The 26,586-nt window shown below is 34.3% G+C and carries 33 protein-coding genes; 25 read left to right on the top strand and 8 right to left on the bottom strand.

The window, feature by feature from the left end:
* The first annotated feature begins 3 nt into the window (after positions 1–3).
* From gvpQ to CDZ92_RS09445, 13 genes are all read left to right on the top strand, one after another.
* Complete coding sequence (gvpQ, locus tag CDZ92_RS09505) at positions 4–447, top strand: gas vesicle protein GvpQ (RefSeq protein WP_096155009.1); 444 nt, start codon at positions 4–6, stop codon at positions 445–447.
* A gap of 177 nt (positions 448–624) precedes the next feature.
* The gene (gene gvpJ, locus CDZ92_RS09500) at positions 625–885 is read left to right on the top strand and encodes a gas vesicle protein GvpJ (protein ID WP_096155008.1); all 261 of its coding nucleotides are present in this window, start codon (positions 625–627) and stop codon (positions 883–885) included.
* A gap of 41 nt (positions 886–926) precedes the next feature.
* A complete protein-coding gene (gene gvpO, locus CDZ92_RS09495; protein WP_096155007.1) occupies positions 927–1,193 on the top strand; it encodes a gas vesicle protein GvpO in 267 nt (88 codons plus the stop codon).
* 23 nt (positions 1,194–1,216) lie between these two features.
* Entirely contained in the window at positions 1,217–2,137 is a 921-nt protein-coding gene (gene gvpN / locus CDZ92_RS09490; protein WP_096155006.1) for a gas vesicle protein GvpN, read from the top strand.
* 14 nt (positions 2,138–2,151) lie between these two features.
* Positions 2,152–2,919: a GvpL/GvpF family gas vesicle protein gene (locus CDZ92_RS09485; protein WP_096155005.1), complete on the top strand. Its 768-nt coding sequence runs from the start codon at positions 2,152–2,154 to the stop codon at positions 2,917–2,919.
* Positions 2,920–3,174 (top strand): gas vesicle protein GvpG, encoded by a 255-nt coding sequence (locus tag CDZ92_RS09480; RefSeq protein ID WP_096155004.1) that lies wholly within the window; start codon positions 2,920–2,922, stop codon positions 3,172–3,174. It abuts the gene before it with no gap.
* Positions 3,175–3,184: 10 nt separating this feature from the next.
* A complete protein-coding gene (locus CDZ92_RS09475) occupies positions 3,185–3,991 on the top strand; it encodes a GvpL/GvpF family gas vesicle protein (protein ID WP_096155003.1) in 807 nt (268 codons plus the stop codon).
* Between the two features lie 16 nt (positions 3,992–4,007).
* Positions 4,008–4,268 (top strand): gas vesicle protein, encoded by a 261-nt coding sequence (locus tag CDZ92_RS09470; protein ID WP_096155002.1) that lies wholly within the window; start codon positions 4,008–4,010, stop codon positions 4,266–4,268.
* Complete coding sequence (locus tag CDZ92_RS09465; protein ID WP_096155001.1) at positions 4,249–4,518, top strand: gas vesicle protein K; 270 nt, start codon at positions 4,249–4,251, stop codon at positions 4,516–4,518. The genes CDZ92_RS09470 and CDZ92_RS09465 overlap by 20 nt, the downstream gene beginning before the upstream one ends.
* 20 nt (positions 4,519–4,538) lie before the next feature.
* Complete coding sequence (gene gvpJ, locus CDZ92_RS09460; RefSeq protein WP_096155000.1) at positions 4,539–4,847, top strand: gas vesicle protein; 309 nt, start codon at positions 4,539–4,541, stop codon at positions 4,845–4,847.
* 66 nt (positions 4,848–4,913) lie between these two features.
* Positions 4,914–5,756 (top strand): YtxH domain-containing protein, encoded by an 843-nt coding sequence (gene gvpT, locus CDZ92_RS19960; protein ID WP_157842740.1) that lies wholly within the window; start codon positions 4,914–4,916, stop codon positions 5,754–5,756.
* A 102-nt stretch (positions 5,757–5,858) separates the two neighbouring features.
* A complete protein-coding gene (gene gvpU, locus CDZ92_RS09450) occupies positions 5,859–6,242 on the top strand; it encodes a gas vesicle accessory protein GvpU (protein WP_096154999.1) in 384 nt (127 codons plus the stop codon).
* 218 nt (positions 6,243–6,460) lie between these two features.
* Positions 6,461–6,904 carry an 8-oxo-dGTP diphosphatase gene (locus tag CDZ92_RS09445; protein WP_096156959.1) on the top strand — a complete coding sequence of 148 codons (444 nt, stop codon included), beginning with the start codon at positions 6,461–6,463 and terminating at the stop codon, positions 6,902–6,904.
* Between the two features lie 63 nt (positions 6,905–6,967).
* On the opposite strand, the gene CDZ92_RS09440 is transcribed toward CDZ92_RS09445, so the two are convergent.
* Complete coding sequence (locus CDZ92_RS09440; protein ID WP_096154998.1) at positions 6,968–7,297, bottom strand: cyclic-phosphate processing receiver domain-containing protein; 330 nt, start codon at positions 7,295–7,297, stop codon at positions 6,968–6,970.
* A gap of 240 nt (positions 7,298–7,537) precedes the next feature.
* Between CDZ92_RS09440 and CDZ92_RS09435 the strand changes: the two genes are divergently transcribed.
* From CDZ92_RS09435 to CDZ92_RS09425, 3 genes are all read left to right on the top strand, one after another.
* A complete protein-coding gene (locus tag CDZ92_RS09435) occupies positions 7,538–8,077 on the top strand; it encodes a histidine phosphatase family protein (RefSeq protein ID WP_096154997.1) in 540 nt (179 codons plus the stop codon).
* A 250-nt stretch (positions 8,078–8,327) separates the two neighbouring features.
* The gene (locus tag CDZ92_RS09430) at positions 8,328–9,560 is read left to right on the top strand and encodes an aminopeptidase (RefSeq protein WP_096154996.1); all 1,233 of its coding nucleotides are present in this window, start codon (positions 8,328–8,330) and stop codon (positions 9,558–9,560) included.
* Between the two features lie 128 nt (positions 9,561–9,688).
* A complete protein-coding gene (locus CDZ92_RS09425) occupies positions 9,689–10,408 on the top strand; it encodes an N-acetylmuramoyl-L-alanine amidase (RefSeq protein WP_096154995.1) in 720 nt (239 codons plus the stop codon).
* A 260-nt stretch (positions 10,409–10,668) separates the two neighbouring features.
* Here the strand turns inward: CDZ92_RS09425 and CDZ92_RS09420 are convergent, their stop codons facing one another.
* The 3 genes from CDZ92_RS09420 to CDZ92_RS09410 all read right to left on the bottom strand — a co-directional run bounded on the left by CDZ92_RS09420 (position 10,669) and on the right by CDZ92_RS09410 (position 14,301).
* Positions 10,669–11,493 carry a DUF2935 domain-containing protein gene (locus CDZ92_RS09420; RefSeq protein WP_096154994.1) on the bottom strand — a complete coding sequence of 275 codons (825 nt, stop codon included), beginning with the start codon at positions 11,491–11,493 and terminating at the stop codon, positions 10,669–10,671.
* 129 nt (positions 11,494–11,622) lie between these two features.
* Positions 11,623–13,179 carry an alkaline phosphatase family protein gene (locus tag CDZ92_RS09415; protein WP_096154993.1) on the bottom strand — a complete coding sequence of 519 codons (1,557 nt, stop codon included), beginning with the start codon at positions 13,177–13,179 and terminating at the stop codon, positions 11,623–11,625.
* A gap of 9 nt (positions 13,180–13,188) precedes the next feature.
* Positions 13,189–14,301 (bottom strand): MGDG synthase family glycosyltransferase, encoded by a 1,113-nt coding sequence (locus CDZ92_RS09410; protein WP_141395211.1) that lies wholly within the window; start codon positions 14,299–14,301, stop codon positions 13,189–13,191.
* Positions 14,302–14,449: 148 nt separating this feature from the next.
* On the opposite strand from CDZ92_RS09410, the gene CDZ92_RS09405 reads away from it, so the two are divergent.
* Positions 14,450–15,457, top strand: coding sequence for a DUF3231 family protein (locus CDZ92_RS09405; RefSeq protein ID WP_096154991.1), 1,008 nt, complete (start codon positions 14,450–14,452; stop codon positions 15,455–15,457).
* Positions 15,458–15,930: 473 nt separating this feature from the next.
* Here the strand turns inward: CDZ92_RS09405 and CDZ92_RS19625 are convergent, their stop codons facing one another.
* A complete protein-coding gene (locus CDZ92_RS19625) occupies positions 15,931–16,263 on the bottom strand; it encodes a hypothetical protein (RefSeq protein ID WP_141395210.1) in 333 nt (110 codons plus the stop codon).
* Between the two features lie 303 nt (positions 16,264–16,566).
* Between CDZ92_RS19625 and CDZ92_RS09395 the strand changes: the two genes are divergently transcribed.
* Positions 16,567–16,776: a hypothetical protein gene (locus CDZ92_RS09395; protein WP_096154989.1), complete on the top strand. Its 210-nt coding sequence runs from the start codon at positions 16,567–16,569 to the stop codon at positions 16,774–16,776.
* A 54-nt stretch (positions 16,777–16,830) separates the two neighbouring features.
* The gene (locus CDZ92_RS09390) at positions 16,831–17,175 is read left to right on the top strand and encodes an SCP2 sterol-binding domain-containing protein (protein WP_096154988.1); all 345 of its coding nucleotides are present in this window, start codon (positions 16,831–16,833) and stop codon (positions 17,173–17,175) included.
* 279 nt (positions 17,176–17,454) lie between these two features.
* On the opposite strand, the gene CDZ92_RS09385 is transcribed toward CDZ92_RS09390, so the two are convergent.
* Positions 17,455–17,985: a GNAT family N-acetyltransferase gene (locus CDZ92_RS09385; RefSeq protein ID WP_096154987.1), complete on the bottom strand. Its 531-nt coding sequence runs from the start codon at positions 17,983–17,985 to the stop codon at positions 17,455–17,457.
* A gap of 898 nt (positions 17,986–18,883) precedes the next feature.
* Here CDZ92_RS09385 and CDZ92_RS09380 point away from each other — a divergent pair.
* On the top strand, positions 18,884–19,939 hold the full coding sequence (locus tag CDZ92_RS09380; RefSeq protein ID WP_096154986.1) for a M42 family metallopeptidase: 1,056 nt from the start codon (positions 18,884–18,886) through the stop codon (positions 19,937–19,939).
* A gap of 215 nt (positions 19,940–20,154) precedes the next feature.
* On the top strand, positions 20,155–20,649 hold the full coding sequence (locus CDZ92_RS09375) for a CBO0543 family protein (protein ID WP_096154985.1): 495 nt from the start codon (positions 20,155–20,157) through the stop codon (positions 20,647–20,649).
* 341 nt (positions 20,650–20,990) lie between these two features.
* Here CDZ92_RS09375 and splB read toward each other — a convergent pair whose 3' ends face one another.
* On the bottom strand, positions 20,991–22,019 hold the full coding sequence (splB, locus tag CDZ92_RS09370; protein ID WP_096154984.1) for a spore photoproduct lyase: 1,029 nt from the start codon (positions 22,017–22,019) through the stop codon (positions 20,991–20,993).
* A 15-nt stretch (positions 22,020–22,034) separates the two neighbouring features.
* A complete protein-coding gene (locus CDZ92_RS09365; protein ID WP_096154983.1) occupies positions 22,035–22,283 on the bottom strand; it encodes a transcriptional regulator SplA domain-containing protein in 249 nt (82 codons plus the stop codon).
* A 168-nt stretch (positions 22,284–22,451) separates the two neighbouring features.
* On the opposite strand from CDZ92_RS09365, the gene CDZ92_RS09360 reads away from it, so the two are divergent.
* From CDZ92_RS09360 to CDZ92_RS09345, 4 genes are all read left to right on the top strand, one after another.
* The gene (locus CDZ92_RS09360) at positions 22,452–23,663 is read left to right on the top strand and encodes an NAD(P)/FAD-dependent oxidoreductase (RefSeq protein WP_096154982.1); all 1,212 of its coding nucleotides are present in this window, start codon (positions 22,452–22,454) and stop codon (positions 23,661–23,663) included.
* A gap of 50 nt (positions 23,664–23,713) precedes the next feature.
* Positions 23,714–24,436 carry a hypothetical protein gene (locus CDZ92_RS09355; protein WP_096154981.1) on the top strand — a complete coding sequence of 241 codons (723 nt, stop codon included), beginning with the start codon at positions 23,714–23,716 and terminating at the stop codon, positions 24,434–24,436.
* A complete protein-coding gene (locus CDZ92_RS09350; RefSeq protein ID WP_096154980.1) occupies positions 24,429–25,175 on the top strand; it encodes a hypothetical protein in 747 nt (248 codons plus the stop codon). The genes CDZ92_RS09355 and CDZ92_RS09350 overlap by 8 nt, the downstream gene beginning before the upstream one ends.
* A 128-nt stretch (positions 25,176–25,303) precedes the next feature.
* Positions 25,304–26,530 carry an MFS transporter gene (locus CDZ92_RS09345; RefSeq protein ID WP_096154979.1) on the top strand — a complete coding sequence of 409 codons (1,227 nt, stop codon included), beginning with the start codon at positions 25,304–25,306 and terminating at the stop codon, positions 26,528–26,530.
* Positions 26,531–26,586: the final 56 nt, after the last annotated feature.

Here is a 26,586-nt window from a genome sequence, read left to right as displayed (position 1 = left end):
CTAATGGGCAATACTGTGAAAGAAACAGTAAAAAAAGTTGCGAAAAAGGCAATAGAATCCACACCTGACTCGATTAAAGAAAATATTAAAGAAACAGTAAAAGAAAAGACAAAAAAAAATCTAGAAAGCAATGTAAGAGATATAGCGGATGAAACCAAAGAAGGTATAAAGGAAAAAACGGATGAAAAGGCAGATCAATTTCAAGATAAGGTAGAAAAAGGAAAAGAGAAAGCACAGGATGTATTACTGTCAGTACGTGAGAAGATCGGGCAAGTTGTGGAAGCTGGAGAAGAATTTCAAGAAAAGATGACATCTAATAATGAAGACTCACGAAAAATTAAAGGTGTTAAAAACCTGAAGAGCTATTCAAAAGTAAAAGGCGCAACAGATATAAAAAAATCTGAGCATATAAAGTCATCGAATAGTATTAAAACCATTGGATCTTAATTGAATCAATTTCATAATTACGGTTCGCTTAATGAAAAACGAATATTATGGTGATATACAATATGATATGTTCGTTTATTAAGGTGTATTAATACAGAATACGATGCTATTATTCGTTTTATTATAGTAGTCATACATTATTATGAAACGGACTCAATTAGAAAGGAGAAATGTAAAATGGCAATTCAAAAAAGTACAGATAGTTCTAGTTTAGCAGAAGTAATTGACCGTATTTTAGATAAAGGTATTGTAATTGATGCATTTGTAAGAGTGTCAGTTGTCGGAATTGAGATTCTTACTGTAGAAGCGAGAGTAGTAATTGCAAGTGTAGATACGTGGTTACGTTATGCAGAGGCAGTTGGATTACTAAGCGATGAAGTAGAAGAAAATGGACTTCCAAACCAAGAAAACGAACGAGGTGCCGCTTTTAGCATCTAAAAGTAATTATATTTTGAAGGTTTTTTAAACAGGAGGTCTATATGGAAATTAATAAAATAATGGGAAATGTTGCGAAATTCTTTAACGAATTTGTAGCACCCCTTCATAAGATTACTTCTGTTGAAGAAGGGGCAGATGAAGGTTGGAAGCTCACAGTAGAAGTTATCGAGGAAAAAGAATACATGAAAAAGTATGCGAAAGATGAAATGCTTGGAGTTTATGACGTGTACCTCAATAAAGAGAAAGAAGTTGTTTCATATAAGAGACGAGATATTCGATACCGAAGCTCTATCAAATATGAAGCTTAGGTTGGAGTGTAGGAGGGAAGACATTGACGGTAATAAAAGAAATGAGGAAACAGAACTCTAGAGCCATTGTACAAGATTCAGCTACAAAAGACATACTGTCTAGATCCTTACAATACTTGAAGGCAGGTTATCCTATTCATTTTACGGGGCCTTCAGGAGTAGGAAAAACATCATTAGCCTTAGCTCTAGCTAAAAAAAGAAAAAAACCCGTCATGCTCATACACGGAAACCATGAATTAAATAATAAAGATTTAATCGGTGACTTTACTGGGTACACAAGTCAAAAAGTAATAGATAATTATGTCCGGTCCGTATATAAAAAAGATGAAACCGTATCAGAAGTTTGGAAAGACGGCCGCTTATTAGAAGCAGTTAGAAAAGGATACACCCTTATCTATGATGAGTTTACTCGATCACAACCAACAACAAATAATATTTTCCTATCTATTCTAGAAGAAGGAATACTACCGCTCTATGGATCTAAGCAAACAGAACCATTTGTTAAGGTGCACCCGGATTTTTCTGTCATATTTACTAGCAATCCAATGGAATACGCAGGTGTATTTGATACACAAGATGCATTGTTGGATAGATTGATTACAATTCCTATTCGTTATAAAGAATTGGATCAAGAGGTAACAATCTTGTCGGAGAAATCAAATATGGAAAAGAAGAACGCAGTTGCTATTACAGAACTTGTTACCAATTTAAGAAAGTCGTGTACAAAGAATAACGGGCCTAGTCTTCGTGCCTCTTTAATGATTGCAAAAGTCGCTCTTGAGGAAGATATACCAATTGATGGTGAAAATGATGAATTTAAAAATTTATGTATGGATATTTTATTACATCCAATAAGCCGTTGCATAGAAGCTGAGGAACCCTTGAAAACAGCCGAAGAGTTACTTTTGAAAGCATTAAAAAAAGTGAAGGTAAGTGAGGAATAAAGGAGAGTCAATAAATGAATCACGAAGAACAAACAGGTGTTTATATTTTCTGTGGGATCCAAACAGAAGATCAAAAAGAATTTGGAGAAATTGAAATGAACGGCGAGGTAAGAAAGCTGTATCCAATTACTTATAAGGACGCCGCTTTCATCGCCACGGAAGTGCCAATGAAAATCTATCATCCTAATAAAGAAAATTTAATGATGCATCAGCAGGCTATTTCATTAGTGATGAAACAAAGTGATACGGCAATTCCAGTTAGCTTTGGAAATGTATTTCACTCAAAGGAAGATGTAAGAATGTTATTAGAAAAGTTATATCCACAGTTTCAACAACTCTTTCCAGTGATAAAAGGCAAAATAGAAGTAGGTTTAAAGCTAGTTGGAAAAAAGGCGTACTTAGATAAAAAGGTAAAGGAAAGTACGAGAATCGGAAATATGGCAGCAGCTACCAAAGGGAAATCAAAGGCGGCTGGCTATTACGAAAGAATAGAATTAGGTGGAGCAGTACAAAAATTATTTGCAAATCTTCAGCATGAAATGAAACAAGAAATATATGACCCTTTAACAGAGTTAGCGGAAGCTGCAAAGGCAAATGATCCAATTAGCGAAAAAATGCTCCTTAATGGATCGTTTTTAATTGAACGGGACAAGGAAAAAGCATTTGATCAAAAAGTAAATGAATTGCATGAGAAATGGAAGGATAAGCTTGAATTTCATTATAGTGGTCCATGGCCAGCTTATAATTTTGTCAATATAAGACTAAAAGTAGAGGAAGGTTAAATGATTCATAAACTAATAACTGCTCCTATTAATCTACTAATTAAAATTGGAGAGAAAGTAAAGGAAGAGTCAGATAAAGAGTTATATGACCTTCCTACCATTCAGAAGAAACTAATTCAGTTGCAAATGATGTATGAACTAGGTGATATTCCTGAACAATCTTATAAAGAAAAAGAAGAAGAGTTATTACATCGATATGAGGTTGCCAAACAACTAGAATTGGAGCAGTTAGAACAAATGATAAATAAAAAGTGAGGCTAAGAAGATGGGGGATTTGATTTACTTATATGGCTTAATCCCAACACAAGAAGTAATAACAAAAGAACTGCCACCTAAGATAGCATTTGATGGGATAGGAGATATATACACAATTCCTATTGAAAAGACGACAGCCGTGGTTTGTAAGCTTTCCTCTAAACAGTACACGGAAGAGAACATGAAAGAAAAAATCCACCACGATATAGACTGGCTACAAGAAAAGGCTTTTCATCATCATGAAACAGTAATGGAATTATCAAAAATGTACACTGTCATTCCTTTGAAATTTTGTACACTATATAAAAATGAAGAGAGTTTATTACAAACGGTTAAATCAAATGAAGAGAAAATGGAAAGAGTGTTCAGATTACTAAAAGGGAATGAGGAGTGGAATTTGAAGATTTTCTGCGATGATCATTTACTAAGAAATGTAGTGAACCAAAACAATTCTGCAATAGAAGAAAAAAAAGAAGAAATTAGCCATCTTTCTAAAGGAAAACAATTTTTTGAAAAAAAGAAATTAGATAGGTTAATAGATCAAGAAATGGAAGCGGAGAAGCAAAGGATTAGCGAGTTGATTCATTCACAATTAGAAGAATTTGTTATACATGGAAGTGTAAAACGGAATTGGAATAAAGATGTGACTGGAAGAAAAGAGAATATGAATTGGAATAGTGTTTACTTAATTTCCGCAGACAAAGTAGAAGCATTCTTAGAAAAAATTCAAAAATATGAAAAAGAAATGAGTAAGATGGGATGGCAGTTTGAGACAACAGGTCCATGGCCAGCTTACCATTTTTCTAGCTTTTCATAAGCGAGGAATACAATCTATGTCATTAAGAGAATCAATAGAAAATAAGGATATTGCTTTAATTGACATTTTAGATGTCATTCTAGATAAAGGTGTTGCAATAAAAGCGGACTTAGTTATTTCCATAGCTGGGGTAGATTTAGTGTATTTAGACTTACGTGTGTTAATAGCATCCGTTGAATCACTAGTTCAAGCTCAGCAAGAAAATAGTAGTATTCTATCTTCCGACAATTTTAATAAGCAAAAGGAGGAGTTAGTAGATGCAACCAGGCAGAATTAACTTAGACCCTGAAAAGGCGGAACATGGTTTGGCACAGCTTGTACTAACAGTGATAGAACTGTTAAGGCAAATTGTCGAAAGACATGCAATGAGACGTGTGGAAGGGGGTACATTGACAGATGAACAAATTGAAGACTTAGGTGAAGCATTAATGAACTTAGAAGAAAAAATGGAGGAGTTAAAAGATATATTCGGTCTTGATGCAGAAGACCTAAATATTGATCTTGGTCCTTTGGGTAACTTACTCTAAATAACCCTAGGAGGATTAAAATGGCAGTTCAACACAATATGCAATCTAATACGATTGTTGATGTTCTCGAAAAAGTTCTAGATAAAGGTGTAGTTATTGCTGGTGACATCACAGTCGGCATTGCAGATGTAGAACTATTAACAATTAAAATTAGACTTATCGTAGCATCTGTGGACAAAGCAAAAGAGATTGGAATGGATTGGTGGGAACATGATCCATACTTATCTTCGAAAGCAGCAAACAATCATTCAAAATCGCTAGAAGAAGAGAATAAAAAATTACTAGAACGATTGGAATCCTTGGAACAGAAGCTGGAAGCCAATCGCTAACGCAACATTTATAACATGAAACAATGAAAAAAGTTATCTAATCTTATATCAATGGAGGTTTTAAAAGTGGCGGAAACAAAAAAAGTAGACAATCAAACAGAAGATAAAGATACTAAAAATGTAAATGAATCTGTAGGAAGTCCAATCAAACGCTCTATCGCAGGAGGTCTTATAGGAGCAACTGTAGGATATTTAGCGACTCCTGAAAACGGAAAAAAATTATTGCAAAGTATTGATACGGAAATGTTGAAAAGCAAAGGTTCTGACTTAGGGGAAACAGCTAAGGAGAAATCAAAACAAGCATTAGACAAGCTAAAAGATTCAACAAAAAATATGTTTGGTAAAAATGACGAAGAATCAAAGGAAGAGGAATCGGATGACCAGGAACAAACAACAACTCAAGAAAGTAGTAATGAAAACAATATAGATGATGAAGAGTCATCTGAAGATTACGAGTCACTAAAAGAAGAAAATAAAACTCTTAGTGATCGTTTAGGACGTTTGGAAGAAATGTTAACAAAGCTAACACAAAATGACGATAATAAAGAAAATGATGATGAAGGTAATGAAGATGACGATACGGAGGAAGAGACAGAAGAAAAAGATGAGGAAGAAACAGAAGAAAAAGATGATTCTAAAGAGGAAGAGTCAGATGATGTAGAGGAAGAAAACGAAGAAGAAGATGAAGAAAACGAAGAAGAAGATGAAGAAAATGATGAAGATAAAGAAAATGGTGAAAATGAAAACAAAAGTAAGAAAAGTGGAAAGAATACTGGTAAAACAACAAAAAAGAAACAAGCACAATCTAAAAACACTTCTAAAACAAAAAAGTCAAAAAAGGAAGATAAGGATGATGACGATAAGGGGAAAGAAACAACTCTATCGAATGATGACGACACAAGTGCATAAAAATTACGTATGTTCAGTTGGAAATGGATCTGTCCGATATGTAATGCTAAAAACATGAGTAGATTATGTAGATAAATTAGCTTGCAGAAAGGAGGTTCAAAAATGAGTATGAATGCAACGAAGGACAGTATTTTAGAGTTCTTTGTTCGAGCCTCAAATAAGCACGAGTTCTCACTAGATATTACCTTAAATGTCAAAGGAGCTCTTATTACGGGAACTTTAGTATCCGCCAAAGAATATTTTGATACCCTTAGTGAAACCTTTGAAGAAGGTAATGAGATTGCACAAAAGGTAAGTAAGTTACTTGATAAGACTGGAAAAAAAGTTGAAAAAACGGATGGATCAGATGCCCATTTTATCCATTTGAAAAATACGAAGGTTTATTGTGGTGATAGTAAACCAACCCCTTCAAAGGGGAAGGTACTATGGAGAGGAAAGTTAAATGAAGTAGATGGTTTCTTTCTTGGAAGAATTTCTGAAAAGTAAACTTGATTCTAATAAAAAGGTTACACTTTATTCCAACATTATAGGAATGAAGTGTAACCTTTTTGGTTGTTTTTGGCCACCCTGAAAATAGAATGTAGGCGGTTCTTTTCTTTAGTTTTGTCTCAATAGCATTCAGAAAAAAGGAATTATTTTCTAAGTTATGTTTGATATAATAATAAGAAAGGAGGTTCTATATTTTGAAAGTAGATTTATATACAATGTGTCTTGTACTAGATGGGGACAAAGTGTTGTTATTAAATAGACCAAAAAGCAAAGGCTTTCCTGGTTACATTGGGCCAGGTGGTAAAGTGGATTTTCCTGAAAGCTTAACAGAAGCAGCGGTACGTGAAGTGTATGAAGAAACAGGACTGGTTGCTAATGAACTGATTTTTAAAGGAATCGATGAATTTGTAGAACCGAAAGAGAATTACCGATACATGGTCTTTAATTATTTAGCAACATCTTTTGTAGGAGAATTACATGAAAACCCACCTGAAGGAGAATTAAAGTGGGTTTCTATCTCTGAAGCTATGGATTTACCAATGCAACCCTGGTTTAAAAGAAGACTCCCAATGTTTTTTGAAGAAGGAACTTTTGAAATACATGTAGTATGGGATGGAGAAAACAAAGAGGTACTGAAAGAAACGATAAAAAGTCTTTAGGAGAAGACTTGAAGATGACGTATTAAGTAATGTTCTCCCTTGTAGAACGGGAGATTTCAAAGTTCAATAAATGATAGGTAAGGGACGAAGAATTACTTTTATGTTTTTAGGCATTATATCATCCTTTTGTGCTTGGAGTAAGTAATGGTACATAGCCTTTCCGCCAACTGAGTTTGCAGAATGAATCGTTATACGATTTGCAAAGAGCTTGTGTTTTACCATATGTTTCACTAATACATATCCGGTTCGGAATTTGCTCACTAGGTCATGATCTAAAGATAGATGATCCACATCATTATTGGATAAAAGGTCAATACATTCGTCGATGTTAAGTGCTAATACATAACCAGTGGGACATGTTCGATAATCGTCTAAGAAAACGCTAATCTCCATCTAAATCCCTCCATGTGTTATAGGATTATAGATAGTGTAACACAAAATAACATAGAGAGATTTAAATAATGTAAAAAACTGGCGCTTGAAAAAGCTTATATACAGGCTATCTAAACCGTATTTATAGGAATATCTTATCATTTTTATAACATAGTCATTATACTATTACCATTTATATTAAAATATGGAAATTGAAGAAAAATATAACAAAACCATACAAAAAAAGATAAGGAGGAAAGGATGAAAAAAGTAATCTATGTTGTTAGACATTGTAAAGCAGAAGGTCAGCCTGCTGAATCCGCACTAACTCCTGAAGGCCATCAACAAGCAATTCATTTAGTTGAACTTTTTAAAGGCTTAAAGATTGATAGAATTATTTCTAGTCCATTTAAAAGAGCGGTTCAATCCATTGAGCCTTTGAGTAAACAAAAACAGCTAGAGATAGAATTGGATACAAGGTTAGAAGAAAGGATTTTATGCTTATATGATATGCCAGATTGGTTAGAAGCATTAAAAGCTACATATAACGATATGGATTTAAAGTTTTTTGGTGGTGAATCTAGCAGAGAAGCTATGGAGAGAGTGATCAGTGTGATAAATGCTATTAAACAAGGTGAGAATGTTGTAATAGTTAGTCATGGGAATCTTATTTCATTGCTACTAAAAAGCTTCGATGATAACGTTGGCTATAATGAATGGTTACAATTGAGCAATCCAGATGTGTTTCAATTAAAGATAAGCAACAATTATTGTAAAATACAACGCTTATGGTCAAGTTAATAAGCCTGCCTGCTGAAAGAAAAGCCCTCCACGAAAATCAACAATAACTTTAACACAGCCTTTTTACTACACGTAGAATAAAAACTTTTGCAAAGTTCAAACTATCCCTTAACTTTGGTCCCTTGTTTTTGATACAATGTACCTTAGAGTGTAAATGTTTTCATAAATTGGGTTGAAACTTTGCATGATTTTTTACGTCTATCTAAATGATAAGGTAGTAAGTGTACAGTAAACATAAAGGAGAATACATATGACATCATTTCAAGAGAAATTAGAAAAATACGCTGCATTAGCAGTTGAAGTCGGAGTTAACGTACAACAAGGTCAAACACTAGTTATTTCTGCTCCTATCTCAGCTGCAGAGCTAGTACGTTTAATAGCAAAAAAAGCATACGAAGTTGGAGCGAGACATGTAACAGTAGATTGGTCGGATGATGAACTAACTCGCATGAGGTTTGAAAAAGCACCTGAAGATTCGTTCGGAGAATTTCCATATTGGATGACAAAAGGTAAAAATGAGCTAGCGGAAGAAGGAGCTGCTTTTTTACATATTGATTCTAAAAATCCTGACTTATTAAAAGGAATTAAGCAAGAGCGTATTCAAGAAGCTACTAAAGCTGCTTCTCAAGCGTTTAAGCCATACCGTAATCGCATGATGAGTGACAAAAATAGTTGGTCCATCATTGCGATGCCTACACACGCATGGGCAGATAAAGTGTTCCCTGAATTAGAAGAATCTAAGAGAATGGATGCACTATGGGATGCTATTTTCCAAGCGACTAGAATTAATACTGAAAACCCTGTAAAAGAGTGGAAAAACCATACAAATACGTTAGATACAAAGGCATCTCATTTAAATGAAAGAAAATATAAAGCCCTTCATTACACAGCCCAAGGTACTGACTTAACAGTTGAACTAGCGAAAGATCACATCTGGGTAAGTGCTGGTAGCGAAAATGAAAATGGTGCTATTTTTATTGCGAATATGCCGACAGAAGAAGTGTTCACAGCGAATGCGAAAACAGGAGTTAACGGGGTAGTAACAAGTACTAAGCCTCTTAGCTACTCTGGTAACCTTATTGAAAACTTTACGTTAACATTTAAAGACGGGAAAATTGTTGACTTAAAGGCAGAAAAAGGGGAAGAAACTCTTCGTAAGTTAATTGAAACAGACGAAGGTTCTGCGTACTTAGGTGAAGTAGCGTTAGTGCCACACGAATCACCAATTTCAAATACAAACTTAATCTTCTTCAACACGTTATTTGATGAAAATGCTTCCAACCACTTTGCAATTGGAAAGGCATATCCTTTCTGTGTAGAGGGCGGCAAAAATATGAACGAAGAACAAGTGATTGCTCATGGATTAAATGACAGTTTAACACATGTTGATTTCATGGTTGGTTCAAGCGACATGAACATTGACGGAATTACAGAAGACGGTAAAAGAGAACCAATTTTCCGCAATGGAAATTGGGCGTTTTAATGATAATTGGAAAGTGCTTACTCATGTTGAGTAGGCGCTTTTTTGTTTATTAACATCAACACTTAATGTATACATCTAAAGAATTATGTATTATTCTAATTATTAAGAAAAATTTTAAGGGGTATAAGATGTATAAAAGAAGTGTTGTTTTTGTTTGTATTCTATTAGTGCTAATTGGGTGTTCTAGAGTTGAAGAAGTATTTGAAGATATTAGTAGTGTAGAAGATGCTGATTTAGATAATAATAGAGAGGTTTCAGTTTTATTTACTCCTTCGTTTGAACCTTCTGATTTGTTACAAGTACAAGAAATGTTACTTCCTAAAGAAAACTCAAGAATGCGAACCGCAACAATTAGTCATGTAATGTTACACTTTACAAGTAATGTGCTAAATAACCATATAGAACCATATAAAATCGAAGATATTTATAACATTTTTGAGAAGTATAAAGTATCTGCTCATTACGTCATTGATAGAGAAGGTGCAATTTTTCAGTTCGTTGGAGAAAATCGAGTAGCCTATCATGCTGGGAAAGGGAATAACATAAGCGAATTTTTGCCCGTAGTTAGTATGAATGATAAATCAATTGGGATAGAACTGTTAGCGATAGGAACAAAAGAAGAAATGGTGCCATTAATTACGGAAGAAACGTATAATAGTTTAGACCCTTCCCTAATCGGTTATACAGATGAGCAATATAAATCACTGAATGAGTTACTAAATGACATATTAACAAGGCATAAAACAATTAATAGAGATCGAGAGCATATTATTGGTCATGATGAGTATGCGCCAGTTAGAAAGCCGGACCCAGGCAAGCTGTTTGATTGGTCTAAGGTACGATTTTAATTATAGGCTGTGTTAAAGGTTAGTGTTGATATTAAATACCTTTCGAGCTGTTGGTTTCCGAGCATATCAGAGACTCCTGCGGGAGAAGCGGGGAGCGTGAGACCCCGCAGGCAAAGCCGAGGAGGCTCACGGCCCACCCGCGGAAAGCGAAGATATGCTCGGAAATCAACAGCGGTCTTTAACAGAGCCTAATTATTAAAACCAGATTGCTAATATACTAGTAATCTGGTTTTTATTTGAAAATTATTTTGTGATCAAAATTAACAATCGTTCGGTATATCAAGATTACAACGAGGGTCTACTGCTATATCTTGAGCATAGAAATATAACTTGTGTAAAAAGTAACACGCTTCTGGGAAATGATGTTCTAGAAAAGTTAAAGTAGTGGAGTTAAATACTTCATTGTCCTTATACAATGTTACAACGTGCTCGACAAATTCGTTAAACCTTAGAACAGAAGCGGAGACTTCTCTAGCGAAAGCTAATTGAGCTGGAAAATTGGGAGGTATGCTACGTAAGTACCCTTTAATTGCCTCATTCTTAAGTAAGTGTGCTTGGAACAATTGCTTAATTGTATCTGCTTCTCTAAGTAAAAGAAGTTCTACTCCATCCAAACTCCTCACTAATAGCGCAGCATGACCAACTTGATCTGTTAACCATAAATCCAGTAAGTCGACTAATGGAAGTGGAGGGGCATCCTGGCCATTCACATAATGCTGTAGTAGCCGTAAATATTCACCATTTTCATCTAACGTACCGTTAAAATAAGAAGGAGGAATATTTATGTTTATACTATTTTGTATTCTAAGTGCTTGAATCTGACTTTCAAAATGATAATATCCTTGGGCGAATGGATACACTTCTCTTGAAAGATGGACCATTTCGGAAGATTCTACAGTTGAGTCTTTCCTTACCGTTTGAAGTTTTTCTCTTAACTTTGCAAAGCTATCCATATATTTTTGAGCGTTTTCTTGCCACTCTCTTTCCGTTGGTGATAAATAGTCTCTTACAAACAGTGCATGTTCTTCTAAAATACTTAGCCAAAAACAATGTTCTTCATGCGGGGTCATCTTTCGATAAACCAAAAACTCACCTCCAAACAAAACTATACTCTCTAATACATATGAAAAAAGTGCTCAAAGAATAGCATAAATCTAAAACAAAATATTAAAGGACTGTTAAAAGTGCCTCGCACCTGTAACAGTCCTTTAATGTTAGTTTTCGTTTAGGAGGTCTAGGATGTATGATTTTAGGTCTACGATACGTATAGAATCAGGCATTTTTTCTGTGCCTGCGATGATGAGACTAGCGTGTGTGTCGTTTTTGTGTAAGCCACCATGTTCTCCACCTCCGTTGTGAACAGGGGCTGTTTCGGAAAACACGACGTATCCGGGCTTTCCAGTGACTACAACTGAGTTTGGTTGGCTTTTTAATGCACTCATTAACTGATTGAAAGCGTCAGGATAATCCGTAAACTGAACTGTTTTTTCCTTAGCATTTTCTTTTACTTTCAAAAGATCGAAACTTCCTTTTACATCCCACTGCTGCCCATAGGAATCTGTCCAATCGTTACCTTGTCGGAACAATAAATTTTCATTATGGTCTGGACTCCATACTTTTACCCAATCATCTTCTAAGTAAGCGGTTAGAGCAATACGTTCATCTTCTATACCAGTTCTCGCTATATCGACTTTTGTAATACCATTTTTAAGGGGTTCAATATAAGCCATCCGATGATTATTGGAAATGACAATGTCACCTGAAGAAGGTTTCTCGGTAAATTTGGCAATTTTATAATCACCATACAATGAATGTAAATCAATTTTTGCTAATGTTTCATCTTCTGCAAGAGCATCTTGTCCGTGATCACCAAAGAGAATAAAAATGTTATCCTCTAGAGCATCATTCCAGTCTTCATACACATCCAATATACGTTTAATATGTTGTTCTACTTCCTTAAAACCATTTACATAAGGTGGTCCATTTCTATGTGTTTTCTTATCCATTTCTGGAAAGAATGCTAGCAAAAAATCTGGCTGTTTGCTATGTTGCATTAACTCTGTAATAACTTCTGCTGCATAGTTATCTGTAAAGCCAGCCCGTAAAATTAAAGCATCGGACAGTAATTCATTTTGAAGAATACTAGGACGATGAAAGGAGCCGTATGAAAATATGTCAGGACCATAAGTCTCTATCTTATCGTCTAAGCCAATCGTTTTTTCTAGAATAAAGGGTGCTTCGAGTTCATGTTTTGTTCTCCCACGGTGTACTAATAAATTTATTGATCCAGACGACTGATTATTATCATGCAATTCCTCAAAAATAGTCTTACTATCTTTGTTCAAGTGGCTGTTGTTTAAATGGTAAAATGCATCTTCTAAAGATTCTTTTACACCTAGTTTTCTTAATGTTTCAATGGATGTACCGTAATCAATAATTCTATCTTCTTTTGCATCGTACCAAGTTAAGCCAGGTACTTTATGTTCGTTTGGCATTTGACCAGTAATTAATGTCGCTTCAATGGTTACAGACATAGAAGGAAAGGGTGCAACTAAATTATCGTAAACTTGTCCATTTTCCATTAAAAAGCGCAAAGCTGGAAAAACACCTTCTTGTAAACTAATTTGTAGCAATTCATCCGTCATCGAATCAACCATTATCATGATTATCTTTTTGGAAGAAGAATTAGTTGGACTTGTAAATTGATCGGATTGACAACTTGTATTGAAAAGTAAAATTAGTATACAAATGATTAAGACTTTACGCATCATTCCCACTTCCTAATTCGTTTTTAGTAACTTAACAATATGTTTAGCACTCGCTAAAGGGTCAATACTTTGATTAAATTTAGTAATGCTTCTTAAAGCTTTTTTCTTCGATTTTTTAATGAATAACATTTCTTTTACAACTGGTACTAAGTCTGTTAGCTCTTCAATGTGTATAGCTAAATCATTGTTTGTTAAAAAAGAGCAATTTTGTTCTTCGTGACCTGAGATTGGATTCGTAATGATCATCGGTAAGCCTTTTACTAATGCTTCAAAACATGTTGACCCTCCTGGTTTTGTAATAAGCAAGTCAGACGCATCCATCCAATCATGTATAGAAGATTCATAACCTAAAATTTTTATATGTGGATGTCCTGATGAAATCATTTCTAGACCTTTCTTTAATTCAATGTTGTTACCTGTACATATAATTATTTGTATCTCTTCCTTTAAAGAAAACAACTCTATTGCAACCTTTTCCATTCCACCTAGTCCAAGACCTCCGCCCATAATGAGCACGGTCGGAATGTTTTTTAGTTTTAACTTAGCTCTTGCATTTCCTTTATCTTGTCTGTTCCAGAAACCTTTCCTTGTAGGTAACCCAGTTACTCGAATTCTTTCATTTTCTGTACCAAACTTTTGTAAGTCTTCGTTCATTTTGTCAGAGGAGACAAAATAAAAATCGATTTCAGGGTTTACCCAACATCCGTGTAAATGTAATTCAGTCACCAGAGTACATAAAATAAAAGTGCTGTTATTTTTGAATTTAGAGGCAAGCGTATTGGAAAAAGGATGAGTACATATGATGATATCTGGTTGATATTCTGTTAATAAGCTATGCATTTTTTTATAAAAGAATAGGTACAATACAAAACTATACCATCTAGAACAAAGTTTATTTTGGCTGGATGTGTATAAAAATCTCCAAAGGTTTGGGTAGTCATTAATTAGAGTTAGATACATTTTGTTAACAATTATGGATGTAAAGGGAAGATAGTTCTTACCTACTTCTACTACTCGAACATCAATGGTAGGATCAATATTCAAAATTCCTTCTTTTAGGGAATGCGCTGCAGTAGTATGACCAGCTCCATATGCTTCAGAAAGAATTAATACGCGTTTTTCCACTAGCCAACCTCCTACACTACATGAATTCGTCAAATGTAATATGATTAGTATTTATTTAACAGAATTAATTATGTGTTTGTTTTACTAGTGAATAAAATTATATATTCATTCAAATAATAGCAAGAAAAGATGCGAGTAGGTGTTTTACTTGAAGGACAAAACGAATATTCAATTAACAGTGGCGGAGATGTCGAGTTTGTGGACTCAATATATTAACGATACTGCATCTATTTGTGTACTTACATATTTCTTAGAAAAGGTAGAAGACGAAGAAATACGCCCTATTATAAAGGAAGGAGTTGTTAGGGCAAGAAAACATATAAAGTTGGCAAAAGATATATTTACAAAGATGGACTTTCCTATTCCAATTGGTTTTGGAAATAACGACGTAAATATTGGTGCACCTAGATTATTTTCTGATAGTTTTATGTTGATGTATATCAGACATATGTCCATTTTAGGAATTGGTGCTGGTAGCGTTGGGTTAGGTTTAGTTACTAGGCCAGATATTGTTGTTTTTCAAAAGCAATTAATTAAAGATTCCATTTTTCTGCAAGATACAACTAGGGAATTAATGTTGGCTCAAGGTACCTATGTTCGCCCACCTTTTATATCTACTCCTGATAGAGTGGACTTTGTTGAAAAACAGTCATTCTTAACCGGTTTTATCGGAACCCAAAGACCACTTACAACTATTGAAATTACTCATTTATTTATGAACATCCAGACAAATTCTATTGGTAAGGCACTTATTTTGGGATTTGCGCAATGTGCGAAAAGTGAAGAAATTACGGAATATTTTTTAAGAGGAAAAAAGATAGCACAAAAGCACATGGATTTATTTAGTGATATATTGAAAAAACAAGATATACCTGACCCTATGAGTTGGGACACATCTGTAACGGACTCAACAACATCACCTTTTTCAGATAAGCTAATGTTATTCCATATAGCAGCGATGATTGCAGCAGGAATCGGAAACTACGGTGCGGCTATGGCAGCTAGTCCGAGAAAAGACATTGGATTAAAATATGGATCACTAATACCTGAAATTGCACTATATGCTGAAGATGGTGCAAATTTAATGATAAACAGAGGGTGGTTAGAAGAACCTCCGCAAAACGATAACAGAGAAAAATTAGCAAAAGGAACATAATTGAGTCCGTTTCATAATGTATTTATACTATACGAAAAACGGATTTTTTTACACAGCACTTAGTATTAAAAACACCTTTTTAAACGCCAGATTATTCTTTGTTATAGCGAAATATTCGTTTTTCATTAAACGAACCGTTATAATAAAATTGGGTCAAATATCTTGTAATGTTTTATTGAAAAAAAGAAATAATATAAAGTAAAGGGGGCGTTAACATGGATAAGTTAATCGAAATAGTAAAGTACCTGCTTATTCCGATCATAAGACAAATTCTCGTGCGAATGCGTCATCCAGAAAAAGTCACCTTTGTACAACGATTAATATTTGCAATGTAACAAAAAGCTTACAGGTGCCATTGGCACCTGTAAGCTTTTTGTTACATTAATCTTTTACTTTTACTAAATCTGTTAAAACTCCATCTCTAAGCCTAACAACATGGTGATCGTTTTCGTTTGGAATAACAAAAAAGCCGTTTAGAAAATCTGTTGAAGTTTCTTTGAAAAACAGACAGCTACTTCTTTTTCGTTGTGCGTATCAAATGTTAATTCATAATCAGTTCCTTTAGGAGCAAGATGTGCATGAATACCTCGGTCATATGAAGATACTTGGTTAAAAATATCACGTGAGACTTCAACTAGATGAATATCAATTCCATCTAATTGCTGAAACAACTCATTAATCATGGAGTGACGTACCATTAACTCAAGTTTTGTTGTACACATTGACCTAAAATGATTGGGGTTACTTTCTTTTCGTTTGCAATCCGAGCTATGACCACAGATATCTTCTTTCCATCGCATATTCAAAGAATGTCTCAACTTTATATTTTTGTGCTAAAGCTTTAAATAACATCTTTGTTTGAATTTCATTAAATTCTAAGTCTTCTTGCTTTGTTTTATATACATATCAAACAAAACACTTCCCCCAAAATGTATCAGCAATCATTTTACCTCTTTGAATCAGTCTCTCTGCATGAGAAGGATTACTAACTGCTTCAGTGAAAAGGACTTAATATTGTCCAAAGTTAGAAAAATTATGATTAACAGTTGAATGAAACGTAATAAAACTGTAACGTAAGGATATAGTCAAAGTAAGTGGAGGTGAAACAATTGAATAAATATAAAGTTTTAGTTATTGCTGATGCGATACTAGCATTAGTAGTATTGGGAGTACTTGCATATTACGTTTCAACAGAAGGTATTGAATTAAGATTCTGGGTAACGTTAGCAATTTTTGCTTATGCGATTAGCTTACTAGTAAAAAATTGGAACAAGTATAAAGAGGAAAAACAAAAAACAGATACTAATGGGCAGGAATAAGATAAGTAAAACAGAATGAATATGTGTACACCTCAAAAGGGGGATGGGAAACATATGTCAGTAAAACAGCATTTAGTGGACTTACAAAAAAAGATGAACGCGAATCCTGAAGGAATAGAGCGATTAAATTCAGTTTATCAGTTTGATTTGACTGGAGATGTAGATGAGCAATATCAAGTGAAATTTGAAAACGGTAAAGCAGAATTAATAGAAACAACTCAATTAGAACCAGATTGTACACTACAACTTTCAGGAGAAAATTTGTTGAAATTGTTAAGAGGAAATTTTAATACAACAATGGCATTTATGACAGGTAAATTAAAGGTTAAAGGGGATATTACACTAGCTCTGAAATTACAAGCAGCTCTAGAAAAATATTCATTATACATAGTGTACTAATAAAAAGTGTGGGGCTGGAACAAAAAGTTTGATGAATTCGAATACCTCCCACATTCATTTTCACAAAAGAAAAACACAAAAATGAACATGGAGAGGTCTCCCGCATTCATTTTCACAAAAGAAAAACACAAAAATGAACATGGAGAGGTCTCCCGCATTCATTTTCACAAAAGAAAAACACAAAAATGAACATGGAGAGATCTCCCACATTCATTTTTACAAAAAAAAACACAAAAATGAACATGGAGAGGTCTCCCGCAAAAGAGAATCCTAACGTAATTAAGATTCTTCAAAAGGTCTACAAACAATCTCTCCACATTTATTATCTTTATCTAATTCCACTTCAAAATTATGCTTCTCATAAAAGTGAACTAATCGATCGACATGATTCCAATCTCTTTCGGCGATATCTCCAGTAATATATTGTATGTTTTGTTCTTTTGCTACTTCTTTTAAGTAGTTCATACAAATGGAGCCGTATCCCATATTTTGAGTTCCTTTAATATCCCCGATAAAGATGGTGTTGTTTTCTTCGTATTTCGCATGTATAGAGAAGTCCCAAGAGCCACGGTATGCCGATTGGCAATCATTTAGCATAATCTTACACGAGTGTTCATCTTGATCAGTATATACAATAACCCAATTATCGTCTTTTGTTTGGTCAATACCAATTACGTGCCATTGTTTGGCAATTTCTTTCATATTATCTTGCATTCTAAAAAGTTGAAATTCTGTTCTCTCTAAATCCTGTTTCAACTCTTCTTTATCTCTCGTCTCTTCCTCTGCTTCAAATACGCTTATGAAGGACATCAAACTCCCCCTTATTTAAATCAATCTATATTTTATTAATATATTTTTACATGTTCAAAAACAAACCGCCTACAATTATACTGACAATATGAAGATAATACAAGTGAATTTTAGGTCGTTCCTAGGGTGGTGCCAGGCACCACCCGAATTTTCTTGTTTCACAAATTGTTACACAAGAGGATTTTGTCGGAAAATAATGGAAAAGAGGATGAGCTACGTTCGCTCATCCTCTTATATAAGTGGCTATTATAAGCCATATGATTAGTAATTAGTAACTATAAGTCACATGAGTCGGTTTCATAATGTTTGACTACTAGTCGAAAAACGAACTATTTTTTGCAATCAAAGTGAAAGTACGTCTATAGATACGAACACTCCACATTAAAATAAAAATAATTACAAGGAATCGTTTTTCAATAAACGAAACGTAATTATGACATTAACTCACATAAATGAAAATTTAAATGTTTGCCGCGGTTAAAATTCCATGGTAGTTTTTATTTGAATAAATTTCACAATACCGGTTCCTTTAAAGAAAAACGGTGTTTTTCGTATAGTATTTATACTTTGTGAAACTTACTCACTTAAACAACGTATACCCTACCTCTAATACGTCCTTGCGGCTCCTAGTCCGCGCCAGTGTGATTAAGCTTTCGTGAAAAAACTAGATGGAACGCCAGTGCATCTATGTGACTGCAACTTGTTTACAAAAGATGTCATAACGTTCTTCCTTTCCAATTTAAAGTTACTAATTCGTTTTACTACAAAAGAAAATTGCAGTGAATCACTTATTATACTATAAATAAAAAATAAGTCAACTATGTGTCACATGCAGGCATCTTTTTCGTTTATTTGATAATATAAACATTAGAGTATATAGAAGAAAGTAGGGGTATTGATGGCATTTGAACCTAACACAAAAAGTACAATCGAAATTATTAAACAACTTGTATCCATTCCAAGTCCTTCTGGAAACACAACAAAAGTAATTGAATTTGTAGAAGACTTCCTGAAAGATTTTGATGTGGAAATGAAGCGAAATCGAAAAGGTGGTTTACTAGTAACATTACAAGGTGCAAGCAATTATGAACACCGCATGCTAACTGCTCACGTAGACACATTAGGTGCGATGGTAAAAGAAGTAAAATCTAACGGCCGCCTAAAACTGTCGATGATTGGTGGATTTCGATGGAACTCTGTAGAAGGTGAATATTGTGAAATAGAAACTTCTACTGGGAAAAAGTACACGGGTACCATCTTAATGCACCAAACTTCCGTACACGTATATATAAATGCAGGAGACGCGCCTAGAAATGAAAATAATATCGAAGTGCGGATTGATGAGAAAGTAACCTCTGCGGATGAAGTACGTGCTTTAGGAATTGAAGTAGGAGACTTTATATCATTCGACCCACGAGTACAAGTAACAGAAAGTGGCTACTTAAAATCACGTCATTTAGATGATAAAGCAAGCGTCGGCATTATACTTAACCTTATTGCTACAATTAAAAATGAAGGAATTACATTGCCATATACAACACATTTCCTTATTTCAAACAATGAAGAAATTGGATACGGCGGTAACTCCAACATCTCACCAGAAACGATTGAATATTTAGCAGTAGACATGGGAGCTTTAGGAGATGGACAGTCATCAGATGAATATACAGTCTCTATTTGTGTGAAAGACTCAAGTGGACCTTATCACTACGGTTTAAGAAAACATCTCGTACAAATTGCAGAAGAAAACGGTGTAGAATACAAACTAGATATTTATCCGTTTTACGGTTCAGATGCTTCTGCAGCAATCCGCTCAGGACACGATATCGTTCACGGATTGATTGGGCCTGGAATCGAATCATCGCACGCTTTCGAACGTACACATGAAACATCAATTGCTAACACAGAAAAACTACTATGGTATTACGTACAATCACCATTAGTAAGTTATTGATTATAAAAAGCAGTTCTCTAAATTGATGAGAACTGCTTTTTATATGATAATATTAGAATTTGTAGCTTCCGCATAAAAATCTTCAATATAATCTTTGGTATACCAAACCCATTTTGTCCAAATTTGATATCGAAGGAATTTCCCCTATTATTTTGTATTGTATCGGCTAGATTGAGCAAAATATGTAAAAAGCCAAAATAGATGGGGCGATTAGGTTGAAAAGTAGAAAACCTCTTTGGATGCTAACGGTGCTCGGTTTGTTATTAGTGATTGTCTCCTTTACGCTTGGTAGGAAGCGATTAAAAGACTGGTTGCTTGTCTATTTATTTATCTCCGTCACAGCAAGTCTAATTGGGAGTGCGGTGGCGGGTAAAAAATTAATTATTTATCCAGTTCGTCTTTTAAGCGAATTCTTTAAAAGTAGTGTTCTATTCGATTATTTACTATTACCAATCACTTGTGTTATTTACAACCAAATTACAAGTTATAAAGGTTTTTCACCATCTTTAATATTTGCTTTTATCTTTACTATTCCGATGTCGGCATTGGAGCTCTATATAGAAAGGAAGACAAAATATGTTGAATATATAAGGTGGAATATCTTTTATACTTTTACTTCTATGACCATAACATTTTGGATGTCTAAGTTTTTCACAATGATACTGAATCGCTTAAAAAATAACGATGCAATCGAAAAAACCACGCTTTGATTGTCAGGCGTGGTTTTTTATTTCTGTTAAAGGTTAATGTGATTTATGATACCTTTTTAGCGGTTGATTTCCGCGCAAGTCGGAGACTCCTCGAAAATGCCACCGGCATTTTCTTCGTGCGATGTACCGCTGCCGTAGCCCCCCTTGTCCTGCGGGAGAAGCGAGGGCGGCCGGGAGACACCACAGGCTCATATGCGCCGAGGAGTAGGTTTTTTCACGGTAGTGAAAATAACCTTCCTTTTTAACGCCCGCAAAAAGCGGAGACTTGCACGGAAATCAACAGCGGTGTTTAACAGAGCTTGTCTGAAAAAAGAAATAGTGTTAAACATTTTGAAGTGGACTTAAGTAAAATATTCAATTTTTGCTTGTGGAAAATAAGCATTTATATATTCTGATAACGTTTCTTTTATTTCTGTAGCTTCATCTTTTTGATAAACATACTTTCCAATTCCGTATTTCCCCCATTTATATTGCCTTTTAGCTTCGTCTAGTTCTAATTTTGTCATCGGATAATTTTGTTGGATAACACGCTTAGCGGGTTTTGTAAATCGATGCTGAATCAATTCAAAAGTTAAATTTTCTGTAGCTTTTTTAGGCAATTTTTCATATAGCTTTTGAAAAAGTACCTTATAACCTTCTTGCCATCCTTCATGAATATAAATAGGAGCTACTATAAACCCTAATGGATAGTCGGCATTTGCCACCTTCGCAGCTGCTTCGATGCGCAAATCTAAAGGCGAAGTACCAGGTTCGAAGTTTTTTATTACGTAATCTGCATTTATGCTAAAACGAAAACGTGTTTTTCCTTGATGATCCGCATCTAATAAATGATCAACATGATGGAATTTTGTTACAAAGCGAAGCAAACCATGATCCTTTGTACCAAAAAATTCAATAGCCCGTTTAAGAGTATGAGTTAAATGATCAATTCCAACAATATCGGATGTACAAGATGCTTCAAATCGTGTAATTTCAGGAGCTCGTTCTGCCATGTATTTATCTGCTTGATCAAATATATCCTCAACATTTACATACGTCCGAATATAGGGCTTGCTGCCCATAGTAGTTTGTAAATAGCAATAATGACAATGACCCATACAACCAGTAGCGAACGGAATGGCATATTCAGCTGAAGGTTTAGAAGTATCAAACTTTAACGTTTTTCTTATTCCTACTACAAGGGTAGATTTTGCGATACGATATTTTTGGAAATCATTATCCCCTGGTAAGTTTCGAATTTGATTATGGGAAGTTGTTTCTCGTATTTCTAGCCCCATCGTTTCAAATTTCTTTTTTAGTTCAGCCCCTAAAGGATACTCTAAAGCCTTAGGTTCAAAAAATACTAATTGGGGAACAAATGGTTTTATCATATAGTGTGGTTCCTCCTAACCATAAGTCGGCCCGAAATATTCATTATACAAACTTTCGGCCTCTTCTTCCGTCTTAAAAAGGACAAATTCATTCGATAAAGGATAATAAGTATCATATAAGAATAAAGCGAGCTCTCCATCATTATGTGGGTCATCCACTACTTGAGCTTGTTGGATAGACGCTACATTTTGAGTGTGTGGGTTTCGATAAAACAAATACACAACTTCACCAGCGCTATACGATGTACTTTCTGAATAATCCATTATTAAATCACCTGCTTTTTCGTAATTGTTGCTATGCTTATTCTTTTATTTTGAAAGTGAAATATTCTTTTTATTCACCTGAAAATATTTCTAGGGAATGATTTACTAATTTAATGGAAAAATACACGTTATGAGAGTATTGAGTATTGAAAAGGAGGGTAAAGTTATATGAATTTACAATCGGGGAAGCTTTACTGGAGTGAAACAGTTGAAAACACTCCAACCTATCCAAAGCTAGAAGAAAACATTGTGTGTGATGTGTTAATTATCGGTGCAGGAAGCTCAGGGGCTCAAGTTGCTTTTATGCTAAAAGATAGCGGATTAAACATTGTCGTAGTGGATAAAAGAAAAGTGGGTACTGGAAGCACTAGTACGAATACTTCTTTAATTCAATATTTAGGCGATAAAACCGTTACACAACTCGTAAATACGTTTGGAGAAAAGAAAACATTTCGCCATTTCAAGCTATGTGAACAAGCAATCCAGGATATCGAATCTATTTCAAACACATTGCCAATAAACCCTGACTATATTAGAAGAGACAGCTTATATTATGCAAGTTACGAAGAGGATATAAATGGATTAAAAAGTGATTATAATTATTTAAAAAAACATGATTTTAAAGTGGATTGGTTAGATGAGAATGATATTGCAGAAAAATATCCTTTTAAAAAACGTGCAGCAATATATTCATACAATGACGGAGAAATGAATCCTTTAAAATATGTGTATGGCTTACTAGAAGCTTGTAAAGAGAGTGGAGTTCGTGTATATGAACAAACAGTAATAAACAGCCGTTCTATTAAAAAGGAAGGTGCTGTTCTATATACAGAGGGGCATCATGAAATTCAAACTAAACATGTTGTATTTGCATGTGGTTATGAAAGCATAGATTTTAAGAAACAAAAAAATGCCGTTATCGAAAGCTCTTACGCAATGATTACGACACCAATATCGGATTTTTCAAGTTGGTACAACAAAACATTAATTTGGGAAACAGCTAGACCTTACATATATATGAGGACAACGCCAGATAACCGTGTCATTATTGGAGGGTTAGATGAATCAACAGACGATGCAGAGAAACGTGACAGTAAGATTATTCATAAACGAGATAAGCTTTTAAAGGAATTTAACAAGCTGTTTCCAGATTTTAATGTAGAAGCAGATTATTATTTGGGTGCATACTACGGCGGAACGCATGATGGGTTACCCATTATAGGAATACATCATGAAAATCCAAACTGTTACTACATTTACGGATATGGAGATAACGGAACGGTATACAATTATGTACTTGGAAAAATTGTAGTGGACTTAATAAAATATGGAAAAAGTGAAAATCTTGATTTATACTTACAATCAAGACAACAAAATTAAAATGCCTAATAATTTAGGCATTTTTTAATGTTTTTTAAGGGGATGGGATAATGGGGGATTATTTAACAATAAACGTAATTGATACAATTTTTACCATATTAACATGGGCAATTATTATTATTTTATTTTATAAAATTTTTTCCAAACAATTAGAAGAAAGACCAAAAATTTGGTTTGCTATTCTTGCCACATGGTTTGGGTTATTCTCTTTTTCTATCAATATCGAACTTTTAAGAATGCCTCTCAAGTTAGCAGTTTTACCATTAGGCGTTTGGATTATGTATTGGATATTAAAAAGAAAAGGTAGATGGGATGTTTACAAAAAATATGCATGGTTAGGATTTGGTGCGAATTTTCTTTTTATTGCTACAGTATTAACTTCTGCACTATTACATGACTATATTTATCCGAAAGATGATGTTACCACTTTTATAAGTAACATATCAGAAGATGTTGAAATTATAGTTATCCATCCTTCAGGAGAAATGCCGAGCTTAAACATAAAACAGTTCACATCAAACTTACAGTCTATGAAAAAAACGGAAATGTACAGTGAGAGATGGTATAGATCGACTTATATAAATGATGAAAAGATGGAAAGGTTTCCATACTTGTTAACTGGCACGCTAGCAAAATCAGGTAGTGGATTAACTCCTTTAATTTTTTTAGATGCGGACGGAAAAGGTTTATTAATTTCATATGGAACAGAGCAAGTTTATTTTCAGTCGAAAGAGCCAATCGCACTAGTGAAGGCGAGGGAAAACAATGATTAAACACCAAGTGAACAAAATTATCCCGTTTGTTACGGTAATTCTCGTTTTATCAGTAGTAATATATTATGTTTACTCTAACATTGCCCCTGCAAAGTCATTTTTTGAGGGTCAAGAGTTAACCGTGCAATTGAACAAAATATCGACGGAACGTTCAGTGAAAGAAATTTTAGAGGTTATATATCTTGATGACATAAGAGTATACATCCCATTTGTTACGAACAAGGATGAGTATGGAGCAAGTCTATGGGAATGGAAGAAAAATAAATGGAATGCAATTGGACATTACAATCATTCCACTCCGTTCGTTTGGAGTAATGAAAATGGAGAAGAAACCTATTTTGTATGGAATATTGACCCAAAAGATGAGATTCAATCTATGAATTTTTTCCTTATTAGAGACAGAGGGTATTATATTACCGACAATGGAAAAGAAAAAATCGAAAGGTATGATCCGAAAATTCAACTTTCTTATGAAGTTTCTGATATGAAACATACATATGGTGTGGTGCCAGTTCCGAAAGAATGGGAAACTATTAGTGAATATTATCGTAACACTGCCGATGGAGAAGGTTCATTGTTTTCTTACCCAACCAGTAAATACTTGAAATTTGGATGGATCCCATACGATGAAAGTGGTGAAGAAGCCTATGCCTTTCACTCCTCACACGGTGGCGGTTTCCGCTACGATAGTTACTATCTCCATTTTATGGAATACGTTTCAGAGTACGATATTGAATAAATTATGGAAATTAAAGTCTATTTTATAGGCTTTATTTTTTTTCAGCAATTAGAAAATTTCGTATTGCGAAATAGTTTGATTCTGATTACAATTAGTTCAGCAGATGAAAACGTAAGGGAGAACAAAAAATGAATAAGAAAGTTTTTTTATACTCAAAAGCCCTGTCTGACTTCGGTTCATTTATGGACTTACTTGTTTTAAATGTACTCGTATTAGTTGCAACAGGAAGTCCCGTTTGGCTTGCAGCAACAATGGCAGCAAGAACGATAGGTGGAGTAGTTGGGAGCTTAATGTCAGGGATTGTAGCCGATCGATACAATCGAAGAAAAGTTATGATAGTCACAGACTTTTTAAGAGCTGGAATAATCCTACTATTAATACCTTTTCATGATCCAATCATGATATTAATAGCTTCATTTTCCATAGGGTTAATAAGTAGTTTCTTTATGGTGAGCTTTAGTTCCGAAATTCCTCAAATTTTTGGTCAAAATAAAATAATTGAAACAAACTCCTTAATTTCTAGGTTAACTTCTATTAGTTTAGTACTTGGCTTTATCGGAGCTGGTGTAATATCAGAATTACTTGGATACAAGTTAACACTCGCTATTGATGCGGCCACATATGCGATTTCAGGTGTTGTATTAATGATGATGAAATGGGATACACAAACGACTACAAATACTGTAAATGCTGCAAAAGGTGTTGTGGAGAAAATACACTCGGTATTCGTTGATATGAAAGAAGTATATAAATATTTAAAAGTTGCACCGATGTTATTTATGGTAAATATCGTTTTTTTAATTGGTGCTTTTGCTGGAAGTTCTCATAATTTAGGGATTCCATTACTTGCTGAATCTTTGAATGAGGAAAGACAAACTTTTTATTATGGGATGATATGGGGAGTTTGGGGAATTGGTTCTGTACTTGCAACTTACACTCTCCCTAAGTTGACGATCGTACGTGACGATAGGATATTCTTTGTTTGCTTTATCTCAGCCATACTTATGTCAGTAGGATTTATCTCCTTTCTATCAACGACAATTATAGCAATTGTGTTCATATTTGCTTTCATCACAGGTGTGTTTGATGCTAGTTTTACAACACTTCATACAAGTATTTTACAAAAGGCAGATAATCATATAAGAGGTCGAGTGTTTGCTGTAGGAATGTTATTAAAATCACTTGGGTTTGCATCTGGTTTTATTGTAGCACCTATTGTTTTGAAAGAGCTAACAATGCCACAAATGGTGTGGATATTTCACGGTACACTAATTTCAGTAACACTTGTAATTTTTCTCATTTCTTACCGTTGGAATAAGCAAAATAGTTTATCGTTATCTACTAAAAGTGCATAATTTTTGTCTAGATATAATTTTTTCAAGTTTTGATAAAGGAATGAAGCTTGCAACTT

The sequence above is a fragment of the Bacillus sp. FJAT-45066 genome (assembly GCF_002335755.1).
In the GTDB taxonomy this organism is placed as follows: Bacteria; Bacillota; Bacilli; order Bacillales; family Bacillaceae_I; genus Bacillus_CD; species Bacillus_CD alkalisoli.
The sequence above is the reverse complement of the archived record's forward strand: the minus strand, read 5'-3'. Positions and strand labels throughout refer to the sequence as shown.

Coding starts and splice junctions, on each gene's coding strand:
- splB (WP_096154984.1), bottom strand. CDS start 22,019: ATGATAAAACCATTTGTTCCCCAATTAGTATTTTTTGAACCTAAGGCT.
- CDZ92_RS09345 (WP_096154979.1), top strand. CDS start 25,304: ATGAATAAGAAAGTTTTTTTATACTCAAAAGCCCTGTCTGACTTCGGT.
- CDZ92_RS09380 (WP_096154986.1), top strand. CDS start 18,884: ATGGCATTTGAACCTAACACAAAAAGTACAATCGAAATTATTAAACAA.
- CDZ92_RS09435 (WP_096154997.1), top strand. CDS start 7,538: ATGAAAAAAGTAATCTATGTTGTTAGACATTGTAAAGCAGAAGGTCAG.
- CDZ92_RS09445 (WP_096156959.1), top strand. CDS start 6,461: ATGTGTCTTGTACTAGATGGGGACAAAGTGTTGTTATTAAATAGACCA.
- gvpJ (WP_096155008.1), top strand. CDS start 625: ATGGCAATTCAAAAAAGTACAGATAGTTCTAGTTTAGCAGAAGTAATT.
- CDZ92_RS09365 (WP_096154983.1), bottom strand. CDS start 22,283: ATGGATTATTCAGAAAGTACATCGTATAGCGCTGGTGAAGTTGTGTAT.
- CDZ92_RS09425 (WP_096154995.1), top strand. CDS start 9,689: ATGTATAAAAGAAGTGTTGTTTTTGTTTGTATTCTATTAGTGCTAATT.
- CDZ92_RS09355 (WP_096154981.1), top strand. CDS start 23,714: ATGGGGGATTATTTAACAATAAACGTAATTGATACAATTTTTACCATA.
- CDZ92_RS09485 (WP_096155005.1), top strand. CDS start 2,152: ATGAATCACGAAGAACAAACAGGTGTTTATATTTTCTGTGGGATCCAA.
- CDZ92_RS09480 (WP_096155004.1), top strand. CDS start 2,920: ATGATTCATAAACTAATAACTGCTCCTATTAATCTACTAATTAAAATT.
- CDZ92_RS09360 (WP_096154982.1), top strand. CDS start 22,452: ATGAATTTACAATCGGGGAAGCTTTACTGGAGTGAAACAGTTGAAAAC.
- CDZ92_RS09440 (WP_096154998.1), bottom strand. CDS start 7,297: ATGGAGATTAGCGTTTTCTTAGACGATTATCGAACATGTCCCACTGGT.
- CDZ92_RS09385 (WP_096154987.1), bottom strand. CDS start 17,985: ATGTCCTTCATAAGCGTATTTGAAGCAGAGGAAGAGACGAGAGATAAA.
- gvpU (WP_096154999.1), top strand. CDS start 5,859: ATGAGTATGAATGCAACGAAGGACAGTATTTTAGAGTTCTTTGTTCGA.
- CDZ92_RS09470 (WP_096155002.1), top strand. CDS start 4,008: ATGTCATTAAGAGAATCAATAGAAAATAAGGATATTGCTTTAATTGAC.
- CDZ92_RS09390 (WP_096154988.1), top strand. CDS start 16,831: ATGTCAGTAAAACAGCATTTAGTGGACTTACAAAAAAAGATGAACGCG.
- CDZ92_RS09465 (WP_096155001.1), top strand. CDS start 4,249: ATGCAACCAGGCAGAATTAACTTAGACCCTGAAAAGGCGGAACATGGT.
- gvpQ (WP_096155009.1), top strand. CDS start 4: ATGGGCAATACTGTGAAAGAAACAGTAAAAAAAGTTGCGAAAAAGGCA.
- CDZ92_RS09430 (WP_096154996.1), top strand. CDS start 8,328: ATGACATCATTTCAAGAGAAATTAGAAAAATACGCTGCATTAGCAGTT.
- gvpJ (WP_096155000.1), top strand. CDS start 4,539: ATGGCAGTTCAACACAATATGCAATCTAATACGATTGTTGATGTTCTC.
- CDZ92_RS09350 (WP_096154980.1), top strand. CDS start 24,429: ATGATTAAACACCAAGTGAACAAAATTATCCCGTTTGTTACGGTAATT.
- CDZ92_RS09475 (WP_096155003.1), top strand. CDS start 3,185: ATGGGGGATTTGATTTACTTATATGGCTTAATCCCAACACAAGAAGTA.
- CDZ92_RS09415 (WP_096154993.1), bottom strand. CDS start 13,179: ATGATGCGTAAAGTCTTAATCATTTGTATACTAATTTTACTTTTCAAT.
- gvpO (WP_096155007.1), top strand. CDS start 927: ATGGAAATTAATAAAATAATGGGAAATGTTGCGAAATTCTTTAACGAA.